The following is a 26,497-nucleotide window of genomic DNA, read 5'->3' as shown; positions in this document are numbered from 1 at the left end:
TTTTTTCCAATATCTATGTGAATCTTTTTCTTCAAAAGTATTTCTAACACAATATGTTCCAGATTATTTTTTTTAGACATTCCTGATTTTAGGAAGAAAAAAATTTAAATAGAAAGATCCGTTTTTAACACCTTTTAAATTACAACTAATTGACTATCAATTACAAAATTGAATTTTACATTTTTAATAAGTGAATCTTACAACATCCATTTTTAATTATGTAACACTTCCAGCCAATAACTAAACAATCTTTGCTGTACAAAATACTTAATCCCCTAAAATCAATAAAATGAAAACTAAAAATTTACTATTAACGTTCGCAATACTATTTATTGCATTAATTTCAGGCTGTGCAGAAGACGATTTTATAGAAATCGAAGGCGTATGTCCAGTTGTGTTATCAACAGATCCTGACAATGGTACTATTAATGTTCCACTAGACAAAACTATTACAGTAATCTTCAATGAAGAAATGAATGCGGCAACTTTTAACCAATCCTCTTTTACTTTACAAGGGACAACGGCAGTTGCAGGAACAGTTTCTTTTAGCGGAACAACTGCTTCGTTTGACCCAACAAGTCCACTTGCGGCAAATACTACTTATACTGGCGTAATTAAAACATCGGTTAAGGATATAATGGGTAATGCTTTACAAGCGGATTATGTTTGGACATTTAGTACCGGTTCAACTTTAACACCTATGGTGATTTCAACAGATCCGGCTAACAATGCTACGAATGTATTCCTTAATAAAATAGTTGCTGTTAATTTTAATATGCCAATGAATCAGGCAACTATAAGCGCTACAACTTATACATTAAAACAAGGAACAACATCAGTTGCAGGATCAGTTGCATACAATGGAACAACTGCTTATTTTGCCCCTACGGCTCTTTTAGCTGCCAATACCATTTATACAGCTACCATAACAACCGGAGTAAAAAATGTTCAAGGAACAACAATAGCAAGTAACTATACATGGACATTTACTACAGGATTTATTACTGCTCCTAACGTAACAATTACTGACCCTATTAACAATGCCTCGGGAGTTGCACTTAATAAAACCATTACAGCTAATTTTAGTATGGCAATGGATCCTTTGACTATTAGCGCCACGACATTTACTTTAAAAAATGGTTCCGCAATAATTACTGGAACCGTATCTTACTTAGGAACAACGGCTACATTTAATCCAAATAGTGATTTATTACCCGGAACTACTTATACTGCTACAATAAATACCGGTTCTAAAAACTTGGCAGGTATTTCTTTAGCAAATGACTACGTTTGGGATTTCAATACTAATCCAGCTGTAGTTGGTAATACCGTAAATCTTGGATCAGTTGAAAGATTTGGAATTATAGCAGGTGTTGGAGTAAGCAATAATGCTGGTTTCAGTATAATAAATAATATGGATGTTGGTATAAGCCCAGGAGTTCGTTCTTCAATTACAGGATTTCCTCCTGCAATTATAGTCAATGGTGCAATTTACGCTTCTGACGACATTGCCCCTGTAGGAATTGCTGCCATGCTAACGCAAGCAAAACTAGATCTTACTAATGCTTATCTTTTTGTCGAAGGAGCTTCTTATAGCGCACCAATAACTGTTTCTGGTGATCAAGGTGGAAAAACGCTTGTTGCCGGTATTTATAAATCAACATCTACACTTTTAGTACAAAATGGAGATTTAACTCTCAGCGGTAGCGCAACAGATGTTTGGATTTTCCAAGTAGCATCTGCCTTCACAACTGTTGGTGGAGCTGGTGGAAATATAAAACTTACGGGAGGAGCACTTGCTAAAAATGTCTTTTGGCAAACGGGAAGTTCAGCAACTATTGGAGATTATACTTCATTTGTAGGTAATATTTTGGCCCTACAATCTATAACAATGGGATCACATTCAACTGCACAAGGTAGAATGCTTGCCAGAAATGGAGCTGTAGTAATGACTCATACTAACATAATCATTAAGCCTTAAAAAAATGAAAACTAAAACTAATTTTAAAAGTGGATCCTGCATTGCATGGTCCACAAGTAAACTGAGCTTCAAAAGTGTTGCAATAATAGCTTTAGCATGGTTAAGCAATCAAACTCCGGTTCAAGCACAGGAAGCACAAGTAATTAAATATGCGAAACCTACTTGGTACTTTGGAGTAGCAGGTGGAGCCAATTTTAATTTCTATCGTGGCTCTACTCAACAATTAAATGCTGGTTTTAAATCTCCAACTGCATTCCATGATGGGAATGGCACAGGACTTTTTATTGCGCCACTTTTAGAATATCGTCCAGCTGATTCAAGATGGGGTGTAATGCTACAAGCGGGATATGATAACCGCAAAGGTTCTTTTGACCAAGTAGTAACGGCATGCAACTGTCCTGCTGATTTAGCTGCTGATCTTAGTTACATCACCGTGGAACCAAGCGTACGTTTTGCTCCTTTCAAATCTAATTTTTACCTTTATGGTGGTCCGCGATTGGCTTTCAATATGGAAAAATCATTTACGTATCAATTAGGCATTAATCCAGCTTTTCCTGATCAGGCCCCTACTCCTGCAGTAACTGGTGAATTTAATGAGATTGAGAAAACTATTTTGTCAATGCAAATTGGGGCAGGATATGATATTCCGCTTTCTTCTGATACTAACAAAACACAATTTGTATTGTCGCCTTTTGTTTCTTTCCAACCATATTTTGGCCAAAATCCACGTTCAACAGAAACTTGGAACATAACTACAATTAGAGCGGGAGTTGCACTTAAATTTGGACAAGGAAAAAACATTCAAGAAGCAACGGATTTGGCTAAAGACCGTGAAGTGCAGTTCTCAGTAAATTCTCCTAGCAATGTTCCCGGAGAAAGAAGAATGACTGAGATTTTCCCACTTAGAAACTATATTTTCTTTAATGACGAATCAACGGAGATTCCAAATCGTTATGTTTTATTAACGAAAAATCAAGTAAAAGATTTCAAAGAAGATCAATTGGAAACATTTGCTCCAAAAAATTTATCAGATCGTTCTAAACGTCAAATGACTGTTTACTATAATGTGCTGAATATACTTGGAGATCGTATGCAAAAAAATCCAGCTTCAACTATTACTTTGGTAGGTTCATCAGAGAAAGGTCCTGCAGATGGACGTATTATGTCAGAATCAATCAAAACGTATTTGGTAAATGTATTTGCAATAAATCCAACTAGAATTACTACTAAAGGTCAAGACAAACCAAATATTCCATCGGAACAACCTGGTGGAACATTAGAATTAGTTTTGCTACGGGAAGGAGATCGCAGAGTTTCTATCGAAAGTAATTCTGCTGATCTATTGATGGAATTTCAAAGTGGTCCTGATACGCCATTGAGACCGGTTCAGATTATAGCTTCACAAGAAGCTCCTTTGGAAAGTTATGTTACCTTTAATAACAAAGGCGCTAACGAAGCATTGTCCTCTTGGTCATTACAAATAACTGATGAAAAAGGAAAAGTACAGTCTTTTGGGCCTTATACTCAAGATGAGGTAAAGATTCCTGGAAAAACAATTTTAGGTAGCCGTCCTGAAGGAGATTACAAAGTAAAAATGATTGGCCAGACTAAAAGTGGTAAAGTTGTAGAGAAGGAAACTCCGGTTCACATGGTACTTTGGACACCTGCAAAAATGGAAGAAGGCATGAGATATAGTATCATCTATGAATTTAATAAATCAAAAGCGATTTCATTGTATGAAAAATATCTTACTGAAGTAGTTACGCCAAAAATTCCTGCTGGAGCAACCGTAATTATTAAAGGTCATACCGATATTATTGGTGAAGAAGTTTACAATCAGGATTTGTCATTAGCTCGTGCAAATGATGTGAAAAACATCCTTCAGAGCAGTTTAGCTAAAGCGGGTAGAAATGATGTTAAATTCGATGTATCTGGTTATGGTGAAAATGAAAACAATGCTCCATTTGAAAACAAAACTCCTGAAGAACGTTTTTATAATCGTACCGTAATAATTGATATTATTCCTGCCGCTAAATAAACCGAAATAACAGAATACAATTTAATAAATTATAAAAGAGGATAGAAACTTAAAAGTCTATCCTCTTTTTTTATCTAAAATTGAAAAACCATTTCCGAATGTAATCTAATGCTACTCAATTTTGAATTATTCTTGGTTGTTTATATGAGGAATAAAACATCTCTAATTTTTAATATTCCCCTTTTAAAACCTTAATTTTAACAAAAAAACATTATTTTTACTGATCACTTTATGTAGATATGACTGCAAACGAAAAAACCCTTATTAAGTTCTACACTGCTTTTGCCAATGCCGATGCTTCAAAAATGTGTGGATGCTATCATTCTAAAATTGAATTTCGTGATCCGGCTTTTGGTTTGTTAAAAGAAAATGATGTTTGCCAAATGTGGAAAATGCTTATTGAAAAAAGCAAAGGAAATATAAAAATTGAATTCTCAGATATAAAAGCAGATGAATACGTTGGTTCCGCGCAATGGATTGCTACCTACAACTTCAGTAAAACCAATAGAAAAGTAGAAAATGTTATTCGAGCGCAATTTCAGTTTAAAGATGGATTAATTATAAAACACACGGATGATTTCGACATTTGGAAATGGTCCAAACAAGCTTTTGGAATTACAGGATATTTATTAGGCTGGACTGGGTTTTTTCAGAAAAAAATTCAACAACAAGCACTGTTGTCATTGAAGAAATATAAAGAAACTAAAAATGCTAATTGAAAGTTTAAAAACACTGTTCAACCGAGATTTAAATAAGCTAAAAACCGAAATTGAGTCATACCAAAATGAAAGTGATATTTGGAAAATTCAAAAAGAAATAGCTAATTCAGCCGGGAATCTATGCTTGCATTTGGTAGGAAATCTGAATACGTATATTGGTGCCCAGTTTGGAAACACAAACTACGTTAGAAACAGAGCACTCGAATTTTCATTGAAAGATATTCCAAGAGCAGAATTAATACAAAAAATCGAAGAAACCATTATTGTCGTTGACAATGCACTTAATAACATATCCGAAGAAGAATTAAAAATAGAATATCCGCTTTTAGTTTTCAAAAACAAGACTACAACTGCCTTTATGCTCATTCATTTGACCACGCATTTAGCCTATCATTTGGTACAAATCAATTACCACAGGCGATTATTAGAATCTTAAAAACATTCGAAATAACAAACAATTTAGTGCCCTATTACACGTTTTAAATTTATACTTTAATCGCAAATAAAAGTAAAGGAAGAATAAGAAATAACGGTTATAATACAAATTTGCATGTTACAATCTTCTAAAACACCCGTTCCATTTCAATCCAATAGGAGATTTTCTGTTTTAGAAATTCTTCAGTTTATAGTATTGGCCTCTTTGATTCTGTACTTTGGCAAAACATTATTTATTCCGTTAAGTTTTTCATTACTCGTTGGTTTTATTCTGTATCCAATCTGTAAATGGATGGAAACAAAAGGGATTAATAAAGGAATTGCAATTGTTATTTCTATTTTAGGAGTAACGCTTTTGGCGGGAGCAATAATCTATCTATTATTCTCACAGTTCTCGGAATTTCTGCAGGAATGGCAATCTTTGAGCGCAAAACTTACCGAAACCACGAAGCAATTGAGTATTTTTCTTTACGAAAGATTTGGTGTCAGTATTGAAAAACAAACGGAATTCATCAACAATACGATCAACAACTCCGGTTCACAAGCCTTTTCAATAATACGAGATACCGCTTATTCTGTTTCAGAGTCTTTATTTTTCTTATCAATGATTCCTGTTTTCTCGGCATTGATACTTTTCCATCGCCAGATGTTATCGAATGCTTTGTATGAACTTTTCCCTCCGGAGCGAAAAAAAACCATTCACGAAATCCTTATTGAAACTATTCACGCGTATTACAATTTTATCAAAGGAATGTTAGTGGTCTATTTAATAGTTGGATTGTTAAACAGCATTGGGCTATTGATTATAGGAGTGCCACATCCTTTTCTGTTTGGTTTTATAGCCTCAATCCTGACTTTTATTCCGTATGTGGGTATTATGATATCCTCGCTCTTGCCCATTGCAGTTTCCTGGATAACGTACAATTCGATTTGGTATCCATTAGCCGTTGTTGCAGTTTTTTCTATCGTTCAAGCACTCGAAGCCTATATTATATTCCCTTTTGCGGTAGGAAGCCGTTTAAAAATAAACACACTGGTCATTATTATTGTGGTAATCGTGGGAGGCATTATTTGGGGTGCTGCAGGAATGATTCTATTCATTCCGTTCATCAGCATCATAAAACTGATTGCGGACCGCACACCAAGCTTAAAGACGTTATCCGTTTTATTGGGAGATGGCGAAAAAAAGAAAACTACGAAATAATCTATTTCAAAAGAGCAAAATCAAACGTCCAATCCAGCTCCTTTTTGTACCACAATTGACCTTCTGAAACTTCCAGCGGACAGTCAAAATTATTAGTGTACAATGCTCCGGTTCCCAATCCCTGAGGCATAGAATTGTGCTGCAAAAAGGTCCATTGTGCAATTGCATTCAGTCCAATATTACTCTCCAAAGCGGAGGTAATCCACCACCCGATTTTATGCTTTTCAGCCAATGAAATCCACTCTTGTGTGCCTCGAAAACCGCCTATAAAACTAGGCTTCAAAATGATGTATTGCGGCTTGATTTTTACCAATAATTGCTCTTTTTCTGCCAAAGAAAACACACCAATTAACTCTTCATCCAAAGCAATAGGAAAAGGAGTGGTTTTACACAGCTCTGCCATACTGTCAGTGTGATTTTTTTGTATCGGCTGTTCTATGCTATGTAATTTAAATTCAGTTAATTGTATTAATTTATTTAAAGCTGTATTTTCAGTAAAAGCACCGTTCGCATCTACTCGTATTTCGACTTGTTCCGGAGTGAAATGCTCCCTAATAAACCGCAATAATTGCAGTTCTTTATAGAAATCTATCGCTCCAATTTTTAGTTTAATGCAACGAAAACCATTCGCTAATTTTTCCTCGATTTGCTGTTTCATAAACGACTCCTCTCCCATCCAAACTAAACCGTTTATCAGGATGGATTTTGTACCATTAGTAAAGTCCGAAGGAAAGAGTAAAAAAGGAGTTTCACTCCCCAAAGATTGAAATGCCATTTCGACTCCAAATTGTATCGAAGGAAACTCCAATAACGCTTCCCAAAGTTGGTCTTTTCCCAAATGGATATTATCACAAGTCCATTGCAATTTTTCTTCATAATCCGGTCGATCATCAATACTCAATCCGCGAAGAATCCCGCATTCACCAATTCCTTTTTTACCATCTTGTTCCAAGACGATAAACCAAGTTTCTTTTTCGGTCATAACACCACGGGAAGTTCCTGACGGGCGTTTGAAATTGAGAATGTATTTGTGGTAAGTTGCTTTCAAGAAATTATAAATTATGAGTTATGAATTATTTTAATCTGGTAAACTTGTATCTAACTAATTTTATCAAAACTTAATCCATCAACTTCAAAATTCTTTCAAAATCACCGGAAGTTATTCCTGCCTTTTTGAAAGCTGCAAAATCTTGTTTTACTTTTTGGGTCCAACTCAAACTATCCGTAACGTTTTGAGATTGATATTCTTTATAAATGGCTTTTGCCGAGGCATAATTATCATTCAACAAATAGGCGTGCGCCAAATTCAGCTGTATTAATAACTCCGTACTATCAAGCTTCTCGCCTTCTTTCAGGAATTTGATTGCTTTCCCGTATTGCTTCGTCAAAAGATAACTGTTTCCTATGGCATTGTAATCCAAAGCAGTTGCTTTTCCGTCATTGATGATCGTTGTCAATTTCAGGATGGCTTCGCCTTGCTTTCCTTGTTTTGCCAATAAAGTCGCTTGCTTGCGCAAATCGCCATAAACACTTTTAGAAAGACTGGTTTCACCAAAACAACTGTTCCCAAAATCCTTGAACGCTTTAGCACGCTCTACAGCCAATAATTTTTGAAATTCCTTAAACTTGTACTTGGATTGGATTTTATCGAGAATACAAACGCAAAAATCATCTGAATTGGTCATTTTTTGAGCCAAATTAGATGTTTTGCATTGATCGATGATTGCTTTTCTGTTTTCAAGCGTCCAGCCACGGCTGAGTTTATCATCAACCCACGGCACGACTTCAAGGATAATTTTTTGATTCATAATCCAGTTTTTACTTTCGAAACCAAACCATAAGTTCCCAGAATTGGATTGCATACAAGCTGATTTCTCAGTAGAAAGTCGCTTGGCATCTTTGCTAACCGGCGTATCTTGCACCAAACATGCGTCATCGGTTTTTCCGTTTTCTTTGTATTTTGTCGCTAAATCCGTGCTAGAAAAAACCGCATACTTGCATTTGTCATCTCCAGAGATTTTAGACAAAATAAAAACCGCTCCTGCCGAACCCTGACTGATTCCTGTTGGGTCTGGAATGGCTTTTAAAACCGAAACCAAACTACCCGCCATCTGCTGATTTTTATCCAAAAGTGTAATTCTGTATACTACTTCAGTAGTTCCTTCAGGAAAATCTTGGGTTTTTATAATGATTCTGTCTCTGGCTGAAATCGTAATTTCTTCCGTTGTAGCGCGGGTTTTATCCCAATAGCCGTCTTTTTGAGAGAAAACGGTATTTGCTGTAATTAGAAACAGAAATAAAACAATGAAATATTTATTATGCATGGTTGATTTGGAATTCTTTATAAAAAATTTAACCGCAAAGTTCACAAAGTTTTTCGCAAAGTTCACAAAGCGTTACGTCAACGACACCCCTCCCTTTACTTGCTTGCTACAAAGCAAGTAAAGATACGAGCGGATAGCAGGAGATTGCTTCGAAAAACTCGCAATGACATTACAATTCGATGGAATTTCCTATTTCCAGCAACATCAAATCTTTTCCTTTATTGAAGAATTTACGAATGGCATCTTCATGATCAATTTCGATATAACCAAATGTATCGTAATGATAACCCAGAATTTTATCGCAATCCAAGAAATCAGAAGCGACAATAGCCTCTTCGACATCCATGGTGAAATTATCGCCTATCGGCAAAATTGCCAAGTCAAGTTTAGTGCGCATGGGTATAAGTTGCATATCCATGGTAAGCGCAGTATCACCTGCAATATATACGTTTTTATGTTCGCCTTCGATGACAAAACCGCCCGGGTTTCCTCCGTAACTGCCGTCAGGAAACGAACTGGAATGAATGGCATTTACGTATTTTAGTTTCCCAAAGTCAAAATTCCAGCTTCCGCCGTGATTCATGGGATGCGATTGAAACCCTTTTTGGGAATAATAACCGGCAATTTCAGCATTGGAAACGATTACCGCATTGGTTCTTTTGGCAATTGCTTCCACATCCAGAATATGATCTCCGTGTGCATGCGTTATTAAAATATAATCTGCTTTTAAAGTGCCAATGTTAATATGTGAAGCTTTTGGATTAGCAGAAATATAAGGATCTACAATGATGTGTTTGCCGCCAACTTCTATACCCAATGAGGCGTGACCGTAAAATGTTATTTTCATTTGAATTAAATTTAAAATTTGAAAAACTTAAAGATTGTAATTGAAATTGATTTTTAAAATTATCATTGCAATTGACCTTTGTTTTTAATAACTATTCACGATTAAATCCGAAAAGAAGAAAATCATACACAAAGCCAATAACACCGAAAGTGCAAAAGTACTAAGTGCCAGTTTTTTTAATTCAGGATCTAACTCCTTAGGATTTTGATTTTTATAAACAGTGAGTAAATGTTTCGTTAAAGGGATGTAGGCAAGTAGGAACAAGTATTGATCAAAATGAAAATCGTCAATAATTGCAAAAATCAATACCAAAACCATCGCTGTTACAATCAGACAGTAATGGTATATTTTAGCTTTGGCTCCACCAATTTTTACGACAATCGTGTTTTTATTTGATTTTCTATCTGATGCTTCGTCACGCATATTATTCAGATTCAAAACGCCGACGCTCAATAATCCAATGGCAATTGCAGGTAAAACCAATTCAAAATCCAATTGTTTGGAGTATAAAAAATTCACACCTAAAGTACTTACCAATCCAAAAAACACAAAGACAAATACATCGCCAAATCCACGGTAGCCATACGCTGTATTTCCAACCGTATACCGAATCGCAGATACAATTGAAAGAATCCCTAACACTAAATAAAACAAGGAATACCATAAATTAGTATCGGTAAACGCATAATAAATCAACAACATCGCCGAAAGCAACGTCAATGCCGAAGTAATTATAATTGCGCGCTTCATAGCTTGGGGAGTAATCACACCGCTTTGTATGGCGCGTTTTGGCCCTACTCTGTCTTCGTTATCCGTTCCTTTCATACCATCGCCATAATCATTGGCAAAATTGGAGAGTATTTGCAATCCTAATGTTGTCAATATGGCAAAGCCAAACAGTCTCCAGTTAAAAACTTCAGTAGGCGTCAATATAGTATCTGTTGGGTGCGCCAAAGCATACATACTCCCAACTATTATTCCAGAAACCGATAAGGGTAATGTGCGTAAACGTGCGGCTTCAATCCAATGTTTCATATTTTTCTGTTTAAAAATTTAATTGTTCATTCGGTTATTTGAGTATTTGTTTAATCGTTTGCCGAATAAACAAATACTCAAATAACCTCTTTAAACTACATCCAATTACTATCGGAAGTTTCTATTTCGTACAACCAAAGGTTGACTTGTTGTTTTAGTATTGAATAATTTCCTAACTGAAAAGCTATATTTCCTCCTGCAGTATGCAATGTTATTGAACCAATATTCAACCTTTTATGCCAGAAAAGCTGCGAAGTTGTAATCGCTTGTATTTTACTGGGCTCAATAATATCATTGCTGACATCCCAAGCTCCACTTTGTTTTATTATAAAATTCTCGTTAATGAATAATCGGTTATTTATAAATTTAAAATACTGGATCAATCCAATAAAAACAACATAAATCGGCACGACATAACTGTATTCAAAAAATAGAGGCTCAAGCCAATTCCCAATCGCCATAAATCCCAACAAAGGTAATCCTAATGAAAGAAAAACAGAAAAGACAAGTTTACGAAAATTAGGCTGAAGCATTAATCCTTTTTCCGGAATTTTATGGAACAATAATTTCAATATCGAATCTCTCTCGGTCTCACTGCATCCCGGAATTTCTATTACCGACTTGCGTTCCTCTTTTTCACCGCTGGTCGCTTGTTTGATTTTTAGTTCTAAAATTCCCATTTTCTTTTGGAAATAATTTCTGGTGACGGTCGTAATCTGAACCTTTTCGGGTTTAATAATCGTACTTTTCGTATTCAACAATCCAAAAGATAACAATAAAGACCCTTTTTGTCGGGTTATTTTATAATCATAATACTTAAAAACAGTACGTATTATATTTACAACCAAAACAATACCGAACAACAATGCAATCGATATTAAAATAGTTTGCAACACTAAGTTTTTATCGATGTAAGACCCCACTTTTTCTTTGTAAACATTGTTCGCATCTCCAAAATTTTGAAAATTCTCGTAAATCGTACTAAAGAAAATCACCAGTAAAGCGATACTTCTGCCATAATTAGACGTAATTCCAACTTTCAGCAAACTCAAAAAAGGTATTTTTATGAAAGGATGCGCAGCTTCAAATAGTTTTTGTTCAGTTTCCTCCAATGAAGTCTCTTCAATTCCAATTGTACTCTTTTTTTCTTCATTTTCCAACAAACGGAATTTCAACTCCAAAGCCAATTCATGCGAAATCGCTTTGATGGCGCCTTCTTTTTTATTGCTTCCTGCAGTATCTACATCCAATTCATAAACACCAATTAACTTTTGAATAAAAGACTGATTGATATTTACCTGTTGGATTTTACGCAGCTGAATAGCGGTTTTTGTTTTATTGAAAACTCCGTCTGTAATGATAAATTCTTCGTTTTCTGAATCTAAGAAAAAAGTAAAATTCAGATATTTCAAATAAGAAACAACTCCAATACTCACAAAGACGGCAATCATTCCAAGGAAAAGATACAATTTGTTAATCTCATCAAACTTGAAAATCCAAATCACAATCATAGGCCACAACGCTCTGGAATATTGCTGAAGCGTGTAAAAAAACATCACCAAAATTCCTATTACAGATTGTCTTTGTGGCTGACTAAAATCGACTCCCATTACAATTGCTTTTGTATTTTACCCATCAACAAGTGCTTGATATTTTCGGCTTGTTCTTTTTCGATTCCCGGAATTTCAATATCACTGGAACTTCCACCGGCTGTGAAAATTTCTATTTTGGCCAGACCAAAAAAACGTGAAACTAATCCTTCATGCAACGCTACATGTTGTACTCGATTATAAGGAATTACGACGGTATTCACAGCAATAATCCCGTGTCTAAAAAGCACGTCGTGTTTCCTAAATGCAAATCCTTTTTTCTGGAATCCAATATAAGAAAACACAATAATCAAAAGTGAAATTATCGGAATAAAAGCTCCTAAAACTAACCAGACCCTTCCTGAGAACAGCTCTGGCTTGAAAACAGAAATTAGTACCGGAACAAGAATAAGTATTCCTATTATTATGGCGACATTGATTAATACTACTCTTATATATTTAGGATGTAAATTCGTAAAAGTGACTTCCTCAAATTTAGGAAGTTGATTGATATCAATTATTTCGTTTGTGAAATTTTCCATTTAAACTATTTTTTTTACCACAAAGACGCTAAGGCGCTAAGTTTTTTTATGCATTGTTTTGTGTCTTAACACTAATCCAGAAGTGTCTGAACTGAACACTGATTACTCCATTACGGCAACCATTTTTTCTCAAAATTTGGTTTTCTTTTTTCCAGAAAAGCATTTCTTCCTTCTTTGGCTTCTTCGGTCATATACGCCAAGCGAGTTGCTTCACCGGCAAAAACCTGTTGTCCTACCATTCCATCATCCGTAAGGTTCATGGCGAATTTCAACATTTTAATAGCCATCGGTGATTTTTGCAATATTTCCTGTGCCCATTCGTAAGCCGTATCTTCTAATTCATCGTGCGGAATTACCGCATTAACCATTCCCATATCCATAGCGTCCTGAGCCGAATAATTGCGTCCCAAGAAGAAAATCTCGCGCGCTTTTTTCTGTCCCACCATTTTGGCTAAATACGCTGAACCATATCCACCGTCAAAACTGGTTACATCGGCATCAGTTTGTTTGAAAATTGCGTGCTCTTTACTTGCCAAGGTCAAATCGCAAACTACATGCAAACTGTGTCCTCCACCCACGGCCCAACCGGGAACTACAGCGATAACTACTTTTGGCATAAATCGGATTAAACGTTGAACTTCTAATATATTCAAACGGTGCTGCCCGTCATCGCCCACATATCCTTGATGTCCGCGTGCGTTTTGATCGCCACCGCTGCAAAAAGAATACACGCCATCTTTAGATGAAGGCCCTTCGGCAGAAAGTAAAACGACACCAATAGACGTATCTTCCTGAGCGTCATAGAATGCATTGTACAATTCGGCAGTCGTTTTTGGACGGAACGCATTGCGCACATCCGGTCTGTTGAAAGCAATTCTGGCAACGCCATTGCATTTCTTATAAGTGATATCTTCGTATTCTTTGGCAGTGATCCAATCCATTACAATTGATTTAAATTATTTTAGTGTAAAAATAAATCATTTTTTACATTTTATCTATTCTATTTAGACAAGCTTATGGTAATCCTTCTCTGATTAAAGGCTCTAAAATGTTAAAAAACAATAAAAAAGCACCATTTTAACAGTCGGTAATTCAAATTATTTCTAAATTTAAATAATGCTAATCAGATGGATACAAATTCTTTATCTTGATTAATTATTGATTCTTCACTGATTTATTAACCTAAAAAAAGAATGCATTGAATACAATTAAAAATGTTGTCGCTCCTTTTTCTACGGTAATAGCTTATAAAAATATTTTTAAAGCCCCGATTAACGAGTTAATGTTACAACCATTTGCCCCAGCAGTAAAAAATAAAAAGTAACACCTACGGTTAAATAAAGATTTATTTTTCTTGTTCCTTGCGAAAGTGAGACATTAATAAACAATTGTTTTAGAAAATTATCTTCCAATATATACAAAACCAACGGCTTTATCGTGAAATTATTTCTTAACTCCTAAGCAAGTGATTGGACATTTAAAGACAAACTATTCTTTAGAGTACTTACGCTTAAGTTAATATTTTTAAAATAGTATAGAGCATACTATTATTCTTAAAGGCGGATAAAGCTACTTTAAACTTCAAATTTATTTTAGTGCTGCTAGAATTTAATATTCTAAAACAGCATTAAAAAGAGAAAGACTAACCGTTACGATTAGTCTTTCTTTTTTTTATTCCTTAACCAAGTAAATTCCGTCTTCCTTGATTTCGATTAATTTCTCTCGGTACAAAGCACCAATGGCTTTCTTGAAAGTCTTTTTACTCATTTTCAAAACCGTTTTAATGTCTTCCGGATGTGAATTATCAGTCAAACGCAAGAACCCTCTGCTGGCTCTTAATTCATCAAGAATTTTCTCCGCATTCGGCTCTATACTTTGATATCCTTGAACTTGCAATGCCACATCTATTTTATTATCAGGACGAATCGTTTTAATGTAACCACGCATGCGGTCACCCGTACGAATCGCATCATCATAGACTTCATCTTTATACAACAAACCTTTGTACTTTTCGTTGATGATCACGTTAATTCCTAATTCCGTGATATGGGAAACGATTAAATCTACCTCTTCTCCTTTTTCAACTGTAAGGTGGTCATTTTTTAAAAACTGATTCAATTTACTAGAAGCTACCAAACGATTGGTTTTTTCATCCATATAAAGGTAAACCAAGTAGCGTTTCCCTTTTTCCATAGGACGTGCCTGCTCTTTGAACGGAACCAAAATATCCTTTTCCATTCCCCAATCCATAAAAGCACCAATCTGATTGGTATAATTCACACGCAAAAGTGCAAACTCATTCAACAATATATACGGCTCTAATGTCGTGGCAACGGGTCTTTCTTCGTGGTCTAGATACACAAAAACAATCAACTCCTCACCTATTTCAAATTCGTTTGGCACGTATTTGTTAGGCAACAGAATATCATGAATTCCTTCAGGGTCTTCTTCTGGATTTCCCAGAAACAAACCCACTTTGGTATCGCGTAAAATGGTTAGCGTATTGTATTTTCCTATTTCAATCATTTTCTTTCAATTTCTAAAGTGCAAAGGTACGAAGTTTGAAAATAGTAAATTAAGAAACTGTCTACAAAAAAATAAAGCCTGAATCCGCCAATTTTTTTATTTTCCAGTAGCATAACTTTCCGTTTTTTCATAAGGAGTTGTCCCGCTGTACACAGTATCTTTCCAGTCGTGAACTTGTTTCAGAATCCTGAAACAAGTTCACGACTGGAAAGGATACTTGCTTCCATCAGGGCTAAATTAGAACGTTTTGTTTTTCAAAATGATTAATTCTTAAAAATCTTGAACATACTTAAGGATGAACAATCGCTAAAATCCAATTTCCTCGCAATTTCTTTTTCTTTTTCCCTAACTTTGAGAAAACTAAAAAAACTATTAATGAAACCAACCTCAATTCTCTGTTTATTGCTACTACTATTCATTTCTCAAACTAATTACGCACAAACCACAGTCGATGACCCGGAAATAAAAAAAATGGTCGCCGAAGTAAAATCGGAAAACATGGAGGCTACGGTTCGAAAACTCGTGTCTTTTGGAACCCGTCATACTTTGAGCGACACCAAAAGTAACACGCGCGGCATTGGCGCGGCGCAACGCTGGGTAAAATCAGAATTTGATAAATATGCTTTGGCATCTGGCGGAAGACTGACTTCCGTTATTGATTTTTTCACCATCAAAGCCGATGGAAAACGTATTGCAACCGACAGCCAATTGGGTAATGTGATGGCAACCTTAAAAGGAACTGATCCTACAGATAATCGTGTATTAATTATAAGCGGCCATTTGGATTCACGTGCTTCGGATGTAATGGATGCTAAATCAGATGCGCCCGGTGCTAATGATGATGCTTCCGGAGTAGCCGCCATGATGGAATTGGCCCGAATAATGAGTCAAAGAGAATTCCCTTTTACGCTGATTTTTGTGGCTGTAGTTGGTGAAGAGCAAGGATTGTACGGAGCCAAACATTTAGCCGATGTTGCCAAAGAAGGAAAATGGAATGTTATTGCCATGATCAATAATGATATGATTGGAAACAGTTTATCCAGTGGTACTTTATTGAGAGACAACACTAAAGTTCGCGTTTTCAGCGAAACAATTCCGTTCTTAGAAACGGAAGCCGAATCAAAAATGCGTAAATCGACCAATCGTGATAATGACAGTCCATCCAGACAATTAGCCCGATACATCAAAACGGTTACCAATCAATATGTGGAACAACTGGACATTAATTTAGTATATCGCAACGACCGATTTTTACGTGGAGGCGACCATACGCCTTTCAGTCAAAATGGGTTTACAGCCATTCGTTTTTGTGAAATGAATGAAAACTACGATCATCAGCATCAAAATGTGAGAAAAGAAAATAACATCCAGTATGGTGATCTTACTGAATTTATGGACTTTGAATACCTGAAGAAAGTAACCTGTTCTAACTTGGCTACTTTCAGTAATTTGGCTTGGTCTCCAAAAACACCAACAAACGTAGGAATTGAAGTGAAGGACCTGACTAATTTTTCTACTTTAATTTGGACCGCTCCTGAAGGAAAATCGGTTTATGGATACAACATTCTTATCAGAGAAACGGCATCGCAACATTGGGAAAAAGCAATATTCGTAAAAGATACTAAAGCTGAAATTCCCTATTCTAAAGATAATTTTTTCTTTGCTGTACAAGCTGTAGATGCATTTGGACATTCTAGTTTACCGGTTTTTCCAATGCCAATTCGTTAAAACCAGGACAAATAATAAACAAAAAAGCGTTTGCCGAGGCAAACGCTTTTTTTATGGGTAACATTCTCAAATTAAGTATTAATTGTAAACACTCTCTTTTTTGAAATGAACAGCCAATAAATAATAGAGCACTGCTCTATATTTATTTTTATTGGAACGGCCGTATATTTCCATAACAGCTTCTATTCCGGCATCTAAATGAGCTCCGTCAACTAGCTCTAATTTTTTGATTAGAAAGTTGTTTTTCACCGTATCCAATTCTGATTGTTGGCTTCCGGCGACAGTCGCTGAATCCGCATTATAAATGGACGGACCACAACCAATAGTTACTTTTGTCAACAAATCCATGTCTGGATTTACACCACATTTGTCTTTCAAATCGGCAGCATACTTTACAATTAATTCGTCTCTTGCACTCATAAATAAAAGTTTAATATTTGATTAATAGATTTTTACACTCTCAAATTTAAACATTTAATCATGCCTTTTAACGAACACCCGAAAATAATTAGACCAATTCTTTAAAATATTGCAGTAAAATGCTGTTGTTTTCTAAAGTGGGTGTGAAAATCTCCAAAATACTTGGTTTTTCATTTTGAGCATACAAAGCGGTCAAACTTGTTTCTAAACTCATTTCATCACTCGCAATACTATATTCAAATCCATACATTTTAGCCAAATACTCTGCTGTCAAACAATGAGAAGTTTCAAAGAATGTATTAAAAACAGGAGTTTCTTCATGTCCGGGTAAAATCCTAAAAATTCCTCCACCACCGTTATTGATTAGAATAATCTTGAAGTTTTTTGGAATGTAATTATTCCATAACGCATTGCTGTCGTACAAAAATCCAACATCCCCCGTTATGAAAATGGTTTGTTTTTCATTGGCAACAGCCGCACCAATTGCGGTAGAAGTACTTCCGTCGATTCCGCTGGTACCGCGATTGCAATACACTTCAATCGAAGGATCAATATCTATTAATTGCGCGTAACGGATTGCTGAACTATTGCTGATTTGCAATTGACTGTTCGTAGGCAAACAGTGAATCACTTTTTCGAAAACTTTAAAATCCGAAAAAGAAATTTTAGAAAGATACCAATCACTTTTTAGCTTTCGCAACACTTTTACAGCATCCAATTGCTGAAAATAATTACTTTCTATTGAATTTGTAAGTGGCAAGAAAGTATCAAAAAACATATTTGGATCTACTTCAAAATGTTTGGTTAAAGCGCCAAAAGTATCATACGCTCTCAAAGAATCAATATGCCAATGGTATTTTGGTTTGTATTTTCTTAAGAATGCCTTGATTCGTTTCGAAACGACCATTCCGCCAAAAGTAACTAAAATTTCTGGACGGAAATCCTCAAAATCGTCGTTTGTGAAAGGCGTAATTATCGTATCTATATTTTTTATAAAAGTATCGTGATGCAAGTTAGAAGTTGTTTCGGTCAAAACTACAACTGACTCCTCTTTGGCAAAAGCATCTATTATTTTTTCGTTGATGGCATTGGGTTCATTCACGCCAACTAAAATCATTTTTTTAGTAGAATTGTTCCAAATCGTTGCAAATTCCGAAACTTCTTCAATGGAAATCGTCTGAGTAGCATTTGCGGAAGCGATGATATTCACTTCTACTGAAAGTTCCGAAACGGTTTCATACAAAGGTTCTTCAAAAGGCGCATTGATGTGAACGGGACCTTTTTGAGTGATTGCCGTATTGATGGCTTCGTTGATTTTTAAATCATTTTCGGTCGAAGCCACTTCGTGTAAATTAGCATTGTACAATGAATGGTTTTCAAATACATTTTCCTGTCGAATCGTTTGTCCGTCACCAATATCAATTTTGCTTTGCGGTCTGTCTGCCGAAATCACTATCAAAGGAATCTGGCTGTAAAATGCTTCCGCAAAAGCCGGATAATAATTCAATAAAGCAGAACCGGAAGTACACACCAAAGCCACTGGCTGTTTCGTTTGTTGTGCAATTCCCAATGCAAAAAAAGCAGCTGCACGTTCGTCAGCAATACTGTAACATTGAAAGTCAGGATTACTCACAAAACCTATTGTTAACGGTGCATTTCTAGAACCCGGAGAAATAATTATGGTGGTGATTCCTTTGGCCAAACAAATTTCAATAATGCTTTGTGCTAAAGGTATTTTGGGGTAAATCATTGTTTTAGTTTCAAAAGAACAAAGATACAAAGTTGCAAAGGTTTTTCTCTTATCTTAAATAGTTTTCTTAAATTTGAAGGAAAATAGATTCTATATGGAAATCAAGATAAGACCGGCTGTTTTTACCGATTTAGATACAATATTGGAAATCATCAATCACCAAATACTTCACAGTACTTCGATTTATGATTATGAGCCACGTGATTTTGAAACCCATAAATTGTGGTTTGAAGAAAAATTGGCTCATGATTTACCTGTAATTGTAGCTGAAACTGAAAATGGAACGATTGGATACGCTACTTATGGCTCTTTTCGTCATAAAATAGGCTACCGCTTTACGGTGGAACATTCTGTTTATGTTGCAGAAGAATTTTTAGGAAAAGGTATTGGAAAATTATTATTGGCTGAACTTATCCAATTGGCAAAAAAACAAGGATATCACACTATGATTGGCGTTATTGACTCCGAAAACAAAGGCAGTATCGCTTTTCATAAAAAATATGGTTTTGAAACAGTTGGCGTTATTAAAGAATCTGGCTATAAATTTGATCGTTGGCTCAGTTCGGTTTTTATGCAATTGATTTTAAAGTAAATCAATTTGTACCACAATTTGCTTCATTTTCTAATATGTTTGACTTTAAAAACTTTATGACTTTAAGACCTGAGACTTTATAGTATATTTGCACAACTAAAAATTTCATGGACTATACCTTACTTTCATCACCTTTACAGGGATTTACTGACTTTCGTTTTAGAAATGCCCAAAACAAAATTTTTGGAGGAATTGACACGTTTTACTCGCCTTACATTCGCTTGAACGGAAAAATGGTTATCAAACCGTCATACGAAAGAGACCTGCTCCCTGAAAACAATATTGGTTTAGAGGTAATTCCGCAAGTTATAACGAACGATGCCGATGAATTTTTATTCGTGGCTAAATATGTTCGAGAATTGGGTTATAAGGAATTAAACTGGAATTTAGGATGTCCTTATCCTATGGTTACCAAATCTGGTATGGGTTCCGGGTTGATCAGTAATCCAGAGAAAATCAACAACATCCTTCACAGAGCACACACTGAATCTGACATTATTGTGTCTATGAAAATGCGTTTGGGTTATGATAACAGTGAAGAAATTCTTGATGTTTTGCCTATTTTAGATACCTACCCTATTAAGAATATTGCAATACATGCACGCATTGGGAAACAACTTTATAAAGGTGGCGTGAATCTAGATGCGTTTCAGCAATGTATTGATAACACAATACATAAACTGTATTACAATGGGGATATCACTTCACTGGCTAAATTTCATGAAATGCAAGAACGTTTTCCTACCATTGACCATTGGATGATAGGCCGAGGATTAATTTCTGATCCATTTTTACCAAGTATGATAAAAAACAATACTTCTGAATATCCTGCAGACAAAATGGAACTGTTCAGTGCGTTTCACGATACTTTATATGCTATTTATAGTGAATCCCTTTCTGGTTCGACACATATTTTATTAAAAATGTACCATTTATGGGAATACTTTTCGGCTACATTTTCTAATCCGCATAAGGTTTTGAAAAAAATAAAAAAAGCGCAAAGTATCCGAAATTACGAAGCAGCTGTTGCAGAAATCTTCAAAAATGAAAAGTTTTAATTTGTAACTGTTTTAAAATAAAAAAGCGATTTTCGGGAAATTGAAAATCGCTTTTTTATTTTATTATTTCTTGATTATCCTTTAATCCAATTTACAATTGAAGCATCTGTTGGTAACGTTTTTGGAGAAATCACTTTTTCTAATTCTCCTTTTTCGTTGATTAGGTATTTTTGAAAATTCCATTCCACAGTTGAATCTTGTAGTCCATTTTTAGATTTTTGAGTCAAAAACTGATAAATAGCAGCCATATCATCGCCTTTTACAGAAACTTTATCCATCATAGGAAACGTTACTCCATAATTCAGCTGGCAGAAAGTAGCAATTTCTTCATTCGTTCCTGGCTCTTGTGAAGCAAAATTATTAGCTGGAAATCCAACAATCACCAATCCTTTGTCTTTGTATTCTTTGTACAATGCTTCCAAATCTTTGTATTGTGGCGTCAAGCCACATTTTGAAGCAGTATTCACAATCATGATTTTTTTACCTTTCAAAGAAGCAAAATCAAAACTATTTCCTGATAAATCTTCTACTTTGTACTGATAAATATTCTGCTTTGTCTGAGCTTCGCTTTGAATGCTAAAAAGAAATATAGCACAACTGGCTAATACTATTTTTTTCATAATTATTTTTTTTATAAAATTAAGTAATAAATTGTCTTTTGAAAATTTATTTTGGTTAAACACAAGTTAAAAAAAAAAAGAAGTCTAACATTATGAAAATGTCAGACTTCCAAACAAATAAACAACAAATCTTCAATGTGTATTAAAAGGTATAGATAATTTTGCCTTTCATAAAAAAAGGTGTTCCGGGAGTAAAATGAATCTCTTCTACACTCTCTGGTTCATTTTGCAACCTTGATTCTGTTGCAAATTGTGTTTCATTCCATGCTGTATCAAAAATATTCTCTACTGAAATTCCAAAATTCACATTCTTATATTGATAATTAATATTCAAATCCGAAATAAAATAGCCTTTGGCAACAATAGAATTATCTTCATTTGCCGGACGATTTTTTAAATAACGATACCGGATTCCTCCTGAAAAACCATTCACTTTTTGGAAACTTAATCCTCCGGTAGTGGTGAAGTCCGGTGCTAGCGGAATGTAGTCCTGACCTTTTGGTTCATCTATACTTCTCGCGTACGTATAATTGGCATCAGCATCAAAATACAACCAATCGTTCAACTGATAACGCAAACCGAACTCAGCTCCCATACGTTTTGATTTTCCGCTTGGCTCAATAATTCCGGCATCTCCCACATAAACAAACTCCTGTTCCAAAAATAAATACCATAAAGCTGAATTAACGATCAACTTTGGAAATGGTTTCCAAATGGTACCAATATCGGTTCCGATAGCGGTTGGTAAGATTTGTTTTCCACTGTTTTGAACCACCACTCGGGCATCATTCGAATGGAAACCCATTCCTGATTTTATAAAAAACTGCAAATTGTTATTTTGCGAATAAATGAAATTCAGCTTTGGAGAAAACTTGACTTTGGATTCCGATTGTGTTTTGTAATCCGTAGTCAACTTATCTTGATAATTGAATTTGAAATAATCCAATCGAATGGCTGGATTAATCATTAGTTTTCCAAAAGTAAATTCAGAATTCAAATAGGTAAACAAATTAGACTCATCAATATCTCCTAATTTTATATTTTCTAAAACCGTTCTTCTGTTCAAAGTGTGTGAAAGCTCCGTGTCTTTTGTAGCATCCGCACGAAAACCTCCACCAAATTGTAACAAAACATCTACATCATTTAATTTCGTTTTCTTGTTCAATTCCGCATTCATTCCGTAAATGTCCCTGTTTTCTTTCTGTTTAATTTGGTCTCCGTTTATTGGATCTTCCAAAAAGAAAGTAAAATTAGAATACAATTCAAATTGATATTTCGAATAAAAAGCATTGGCCTTCAAGAATGTATTTTCATCAATTGGCTTGATCAAACTCGCATTGAAGTTCGTTCGGGACGTATTTCCGCCTTCAGTATCATCAACAGAACCAAATCTTGAAATCGTTCCATTGTCAATCAAACGTTGCGGAATTTGTCCAGAAGCATCCCATTTGCTGGAAAAGCGAGAAGCCAAGATTGAAAACTTACTGTTATCATTCAAAATAGCTGAATATTTACCTAACAGATTGATTCGATTAAAATTTTGGGGAGAATCAAATGGACCATCCGTTAGAATATATTCTGTTGCAATATAGGCGCTTTGTGTTTTTTGGTTGCCCAAAAGATTAAACAATCCTACTGTTCTCATCGTGTTGAATTGTCCTATCTCGAGACCGATACTACTTTTTTCGATTTTATCTTTAGTTTGAAAAGCAACGTATCCTGCCGTTGCAAAATCCCCTTTGTTGGCATAATACGTTCCTTTTCCAAAATCTATTTTTTCTACTATTTCCGGAATTACAAAATGCAAATCGGCATACCCCTGACCATGTGCATGAGAAACCATATTTACTGGCATTCCATCTACTGAAATAGCAATGTCTGTTCCGTGATCAATATCAAAACCTCTAAGAAATATTTGCTCCGCTTTTCCTCCACCGGCATGTTGCCCGATGAATAATCCGGGTACTTTTCGAAGAATTTCCTGCGAAGAATTTACCGGAGTCGTTTGCAAATCTATCTTCGAAATTACATTCATAGCCGAAAGTTTCGGTTGGATTACGATCTCATTTAATCTAAAAATATCATCTTCTAAAATAATTGTATCATCTGAAGAAACAATGGTGAAATTTGACTTTTTATATCCTAAAGCAGTTATCTTGATCACATCTCCCAAAACTGTTTTATCCAAGCTAAACAATCCGAATTCATTCGTATGGGCATGACTTTCAGAATTTATATTCACTAAATAAGCGTTTTCAACAGGATTTCCATCACTATCCAACACTTTTCCCTTTTGAATTTGGCCATAGGAAGACAACCCAAAAAGGGTAATCATCACTAAAATAATATTTTTCATACGCTACAATTGGTTTACCTTTTTGTCAAAATTGGGTCCTAATTCATACAAACTGGATAGTAATTCTTCCTTAATAGGTTTCGCTTTAAGCGCTAAATTATTCGATTTGTAAATCATTGCCAAGTGATATTGTACCTTTGGTTCAAAGGATTTTCCAACCACATGGTTCTGAGCAACTTCCAATGCTTTTTTATTTTCGCCTACATTTAAGTATGCCCAAGCCAATAAATCATAGGAATCAGCTGTAGGTCTGTGCTCCACTTCAATTTTGGCAATTTCTAATGCTTTTGAAGCTGTTTTTTTGTCATCGGCATAAATCAAAGCATTGTATTTGTTGTACATCGCGCCATAATTATTATTTTTCATCATAGAAAAATAAGCGTTTCTGTTTTTTATCTCCTTGTTTTTATTTCCTTCAAATTGAGCAATTTGAGATTTCAATAAATAAAAATCAGGCGTATTATGGGTTACAGCTATAGCATCAATAATTCTATTTGCCTCCTTTGTATTTCTTTCTTTGGAGAAAACTATCCAAGCAATTCCTTTTAAAGCATAGGAATAATTAGGGTCTAATGCTAATGTTTTAAGAAAACTGTCATACGATTCCTGAATTCTTCCGGCATGACCATAAAAATCCCCAAGGTTAGAATAGGACCAAATTTTAAGTCCTTTATTGTCGTCTTTTTCAGCAATATCTCTTGCTTTTTCCATTAAAGTTATTGCAGTATTCAAGTCACCTTTGTGATCGTTCCATTTTGCCAAGCGAATCAAATAATCAAAACTATTCATGTCTCTAATAGCATTCAGATTTTTAACTGCTTCGGGATAATTTCCCAACTCCATTTGAACGTCGAAAAGTAATTTTTGAGTTTCTTTTTTTCCTTCGCCTATTGCTAATGCTTTATTAGCTAACACCAATGCTTCTTTAAAACGGTGTTGTGAAATATAATTTCTTGCCAAAGATCGAACAGTAGAAACTCTGGAGTAATCATACGCTTCGTTTGATTTTGTCAATAATTCTTCTGTTTTATATAGGTTTTTAATATCGCCTGTATATTCGAAAAGCATGTTGTAATTTGATGCTAATTGACTTAAATAACTGATTTGATTTGGAGCTTCATCAAATTTTTTCTGCCAAAAGTCAATTTCTTTATGTGCAAAAGTCACTGATTTATTGTCTTTTAAAGTCAAATATTTATTGTAGTCTTCCGTATTTGTAATTTGTTCTGATTTAGTCTCGCAACCGAAAATGAATAGGATTGTGAAAACTAAAAATGATATTGTTTTTAAAGCTTTCATACTCTAATTGTTTTGTTTGTTTGTTTGTTTGTTTGTTTGTTTGTTTGTTTGTTTGTTTGTTTGTTTGTTTGTTTGTTTGTTTGTTTGTTTGTTTTGTAAAAAAACAGAGCGAAGATTATTACATACACTCTGTCTTTTTTTATAGAAATACTACCAAGCTGAAGCTAAGTAAGGGAAAGTTGTTCCAAATGCTTTATCATTTGCATTTACATTATCTTTAGTAAGAGTAGGATTTGAAGTACCTGCTGATCCTCCAAAAATCAATAATAATTCCACATCAATTACATCATCGGCCAAAGCTCTTCCTGTCAAGACATTAGTTCCATCAAAGAAAGTCGTTTTTGCTGTTTTAGAAACTCCTAATACATCTGTAGCCAAAAGACCTGTAAACTGAGCAGCTGTTTGCCCTAAAGCATTTGTAGAATACGCTGGGTTTAGAGCCAATAATCTAGATTGAAAAATAGATTGGTATTTAGCTCCCATTGCTGAAGGAATTGCAGCATTAAAATCATCTTTAGGTTGCCCTGCAGCGATGAATACAGTGTTGATTGCCGGTCTTGCCATTTGATCTTGCTGAACATAAGTTCCTGTAAAATCAAGGCTTACAGTAGAATCACCGTTAGAATCGTCATTATCACAATTTACTGAAACAACTGCAGCTACTAGTGCGATTGTTATAATTTTGAATTTATTTGTTTTACTCATGATCTTTATATTTAAGTTTTTTTGGAAATCGTGAATCTCGATTTCATGTTTTTACTTTTTTAAATAAAATTAATTATTGCTTTTTCTTAGTTTCAGCCCAAACATTAACTGTACTTGAAGAGCCTAACATTGCTTTTGGAACTTCTACTACTATTGACATTACATTAGTTCCTGCAAATGTATCTGTTCCCGGATTTTTAAATCCAGTTGCTGTTCCTCCAAGTATCGCTTTAAATTGACCTAAATCAAAAAAGAATGGATCGTCTCTTGGTCCTGCAAAAAATTTCATTCCGTTTTGTTCAGCAGTTAAAGCAGCAGCACCATAAGAAGATATTGTAACACTGCCTGAAGCAGCAGCCGTTTTAACCGTACTCGATGTTCCTGTAGTTCCTGGAGCAACCGGTCCAAAGAAATACATCTTGTCACCTCTCTTGATTGCTTGAATCACTAAGTCTTCAACATTGTCACCTGTGTTATCAATGTTGATTTCGACCATTACATTTTCTTTAAATGTAGCAGCACCTGTAGCATTAGGACTTAACAATCCTTGTGTGTTCACTGTAAATACTAAATTACTTGTGTTTTGCCCTTGAAAAGCATACACATCAGTAATGTCACCTGCGTCACCAGACATTGTTGCCGGAGCATCGATGTGATCCGCAGCTACTAATATTAAGCCCGAAATCGCCACTAGCGATAGACCTAAAATCATTTTTGTTTTTTTCATTT

At 35.0% G+C, this 26,497-nt stretch carries 24 protein-coding genes; 9 read left to right on the top strand and 15 right to left on the bottom strand.

The annotated features are described in order from the left end of the window. The first annotated feature begins 289 nt into the window (after positions 1 to 289). From E0I61_RS06015 to E0I61_RS05995, 5 genes are all read left to right on the top strand, one after another. Complete coding sequence (locus tag E0I61_RS06015; RefSeq protein ID WP_132070092.1) at positions 290 to 1,981, top strand: Ig-like domain-containing protein; 1,692 nt, start codon at positions 290 to 292, stop codon at positions 1,979 to 1,981. A 4-nt stretch (positions 1,982 to 1,985) separates the two neighbouring features. Next, entirely contained in the window at positions 1,986 to 4,019 is a 2,034-nt protein-coding gene (locus tag E0I61_RS06010) for an OmpA family protein (protein WP_132070090.1), read from the top strand. Positions 4,020 to 4,258: 239 nt separating this feature from the next. Next, positions 4,259 to 4,738: a nuclear transport factor 2 family protein gene (locus tag E0I61_RS06005; RefSeq protein ID WP_132070088.1), complete on the top strand. Its 480-nt coding sequence runs from the start codon at positions 4,259 to 4,261 to the stop codon at positions 4,736 to 4,738. After that, entirely contained in the window at positions 4,728 to 5,174 is a 447-nt protein-coding gene (locus tag E0I61_RS06000; protein ID WP_132070087.1) for a DUF1572 family protein, read from the top strand. Before E0I61_RS06005 ends, E0I61_RS06000 begins: the two co-directional genes overlap by 11 nt. 114 nt (positions 5,175 to 5,288) lie before the next feature. Beyond that, positions 5,289 to 6,377 (top strand): AI-2E family transporter, encoded by a 1,089-nt coding sequence (locus tag E0I61_RS05995; RefSeq protein WP_131994165.1) that lies wholly within the window; start codon positions 5,289 to 5,291, stop codon positions 6,375 to 6,377. 1 nt (position 6,378) lies between these two features. Here the strand turns inward: E0I61_RS05995 and E0I61_RS05990 are convergent, their stop codons facing one another. The 7 genes from E0I61_RS05990 to E0I61_RS05960 all read right to left on the bottom strand — a co-directional run bounded on the left by E0I61_RS05990 (position 6,379) and on the right by E0I61_RS05960 (position 13,655). Beyond that, positions 6,379 to 7,425: an o-succinylbenzoate synthase gene (locus E0I61_RS05990; RefSeq protein ID WP_132070085.1), complete on the bottom strand. Its 1,047-nt coding sequence runs from the start codon at positions 7,423 to 7,425 to the stop codon at positions 6,379 to 6,381. Positions 7,426 to 7,495: 70 nt separating this feature from the next. Then, positions 7,496 to 8,701, bottom strand: coding sequence for a tetratricopeptide repeat protein (locus tag E0I61_RS05985; protein ID WP_132070083.1), 1,206 nt, complete (start codon positions 8,699 to 8,701; stop codon positions 7,496 to 7,498). 169 nt (positions 8,702 to 8,870) lie between these two features. Further along, positions 8,871 to 9,548, bottom strand: a complete 678-nt coding sequence (locus tag E0I61_RS05980; protein WP_132070081.1) for a metal-dependent hydrolase — start codon at positions 9,546 to 9,548, stop codon at positions 8,871 to 8,873. Positions 9,549 to 9,632: 84 nt separating this feature from the next. Next, complete coding sequence (menA, locus tag E0I61_RS05975; RefSeq protein WP_132070079.1) at positions 9,633 to 10,583, bottom strand: 1,4-dihydroxy-2-naphthoate octaprenyltransferase; 951 nt, start codon at positions 10,581 to 10,583, stop codon at positions 9,633 to 9,635. 95 nt (positions 10,584 to 10,678) lie between these two features. Continuing rightward, positions 10,679 to 12,193 carry a PH domain-containing protein gene (locus E0I61_RS05970; protein ID WP_132070077.1) on the bottom strand — a complete coding sequence of 505 codons (1,515 nt, stop codon included), beginning with the start codon at positions 12,191 to 12,193 and terminating at the stop codon, positions 10,679 to 10,681. Then, on the bottom strand, positions 12,193 to 12,714 hold the full coding sequence (locus E0I61_RS05965; protein ID WP_132070075.1) for a PH domain-containing protein: 522 nt from the start codon (positions 12,712 to 12,714) through the stop codon (positions 12,193 to 12,195). The genes E0I61_RS05970 and E0I61_RS05965 overlap by 1 nt, the downstream gene beginning before the upstream one ends. A gap of 110 nt (positions 12,715 to 12,824) precedes the next feature. Then, positions 12,825 to 13,655, bottom strand: a complete 831-nt coding sequence (locus tag E0I61_RS05960; protein WP_132070073.1) for a 1,4-dihydroxy-2-naphthoyl-CoA synthase — start codon at positions 13,653 to 13,655, stop codon at positions 12,825 to 12,827. A 257-nt stretch (positions 13,656 to 13,912) separates the two neighbouring features. On the opposite strand from E0I61_RS05960, the gene E0I61_RS16530 reads away from it, so the two are divergent. Further along, on the top strand, positions 13,913 to 14,038 hold the full coding sequence (locus tag E0I61_RS16530; RefSeq protein ID WP_262708569.1) for a hypothetical protein: 126 nt from the start codon (positions 13,913 to 13,915) through the stop codon (positions 14,036 to 14,038). 347 nt (positions 14,039 to 14,385) lie between these two features. On the opposite strand, the gene E0I61_RS05955 is transcribed toward E0I61_RS16530, so the two are convergent. Next, complete coding sequence (locus tag E0I61_RS05955; protein ID WP_114754132.1) at positions 14,386 to 15,240, bottom strand: CvfB family protein; 855 nt, start codon at positions 15,238 to 15,240, stop codon at positions 14,386 to 14,388. Positions 15,241 to 15,615: 375 nt separating this feature from the next. On the opposite strand from E0I61_RS05955, the gene E0I61_RS05950 reads away from it, so the two are divergent. Beyond that, positions 15,616 to 16,968: a M20/M25/M40 family metallo-hydrolase gene (locus E0I61_RS05950; RefSeq protein WP_131994190.1), complete on the top strand. Its 1,353-nt coding sequence runs from the start codon at positions 15,616 to 15,618 to the stop codon at positions 16,966 to 16,968. Positions 16,969 to 17,046: 78 nt separating this feature from the next. Here the strand turns inward: E0I61_RS05950 and E0I61_RS05945 are convergent, their stop codons facing one another. Together E0I61_RS05945 and menD are read right to left on the bottom strand one after the other, a co-directional pair. Further along, on the bottom strand, positions 17,047 to 17,388 hold the full coding sequence (locus tag E0I61_RS05945; protein ID WP_132070071.1) for a DUF2853 family protein: 342 nt from the start codon (positions 17,386 to 17,388) through the stop codon (positions 17,047 to 17,049). Between the two features lie 88 nt (positions 17,389 to 17,476). Next, positions 17,477 to 19,138 (bottom strand): 2-succinyl-5-enolpyruvyl-6-hydroxy-3-cyclohexene-1-carboxylic-acid synthase, encoded by a 1,662-nt coding sequence (menD, locus tag E0I61_RS05940; RefSeq protein WP_132070069.1) that lies wholly within the window; start codon positions 19,136 to 19,138, stop codon positions 17,477 to 17,479. Positions 19,139 to 19,232: 94 nt separating this feature from the next. Here menD and E0I61_RS05935 point away from each other — a divergent pair, with 94 nt between their 5' ends. Together E0I61_RS05935 and E0I61_RS05930 are read left to right on the top strand one after the other, a co-directional pair. Then, positions 19,233 to 19,730, top strand: a complete 498-nt coding sequence (locus E0I61_RS05935) for a GNAT family N-acetyltransferase (protein ID WP_131994198.1) — start codon at positions 19,233 to 19,235, stop codon at positions 19,728 to 19,730. A gap of 107 nt (positions 19,731 to 19,837) precedes the next feature. Then, positions 19,838 to 20,788, top strand: a complete 951-nt coding sequence (locus E0I61_RS05930; RefSeq protein ID WP_131994201.1) for a tRNA dihydrouridine synthase — start codon at positions 19,838 to 19,840, stop codon at positions 20,786 to 20,788. A 74-nt stretch (positions 20,789 to 20,862) separates the two neighbouring features. Here E0I61_RS05930 and E0I61_RS05925 read toward each other — a convergent pair whose 3' ends face one another. The 5 genes from E0I61_RS05925 to E0I61_RS05905 all read right to left on the bottom strand — a co-directional run bounded on the left by E0I61_RS05925 (position 20,863) and on the right by E0I61_RS05905 (position 26,495). Further along, the gene (locus tag E0I61_RS05925; RefSeq protein WP_131994204.1) at positions 20,863 to 21,408 is read right to left on the bottom strand and encodes a glutathione peroxidase; all 546 of its coding nucleotides are present in this window, start codon (positions 21,406 to 21,408) and stop codon (positions 20,863 to 20,865) included. 142 nt (positions 21,409 to 21,550) lie between these two features. Beyond that, entirely contained in the window at positions 21,551 to 23,764 is a 2,214-nt protein-coding gene (locus tag E0I61_RS05920; protein ID WP_132070067.1) for a TonB-dependent receptor, read from the bottom strand. A gap of 3 nt (positions 23,765 to 23,767) precedes the next feature. Beyond that, the gene (locus E0I61_RS05915) at positions 23,768 to 25,063 is read right to left on the bottom strand and encodes a tetratricopeptide repeat protein (protein ID WP_132070065.1); all 1,296 of its coding nucleotides are present in this window, start codon (positions 25,061 to 25,063) and stop codon (positions 23,768 to 23,770) included. 150 nt (positions 25,064 to 25,213) lie between these two features. Next, positions 25,214 to 25,768 (bottom strand): DUF4331 family protein, encoded by a 555-nt coding sequence (locus E0I61_RS05910; protein WP_131994213.1) that lies wholly within the window; start codon positions 25,766 to 25,768, stop codon positions 25,214 to 25,216. A 73-nt stretch (positions 25,769 to 25,841) separates the two neighbouring features. After that, complete coding sequence (locus E0I61_RS05905) at positions 25,842 to 26,495, bottom strand: DUF4331 family protein (protein WP_132070063.1); 654 nt, start codon at positions 26,493 to 26,495, stop codon at positions 25,842 to 25,844. Positions 26,496 to 26,497 lie beyond the last annotated feature (2 nt).

This window comes from Flavobacterium ranwuense, assembly GCF_004349315.1.
Taxonomy (GTDB): Bacteria; Bacteroidota; Bacteroidia; order Flavobacteriales; family Flavobacteriaceae; genus Flavobacterium; species Flavobacterium ranwuense.
This window is presented reverse-complemented; position numbering and strand designations above follow the sequence as displayed.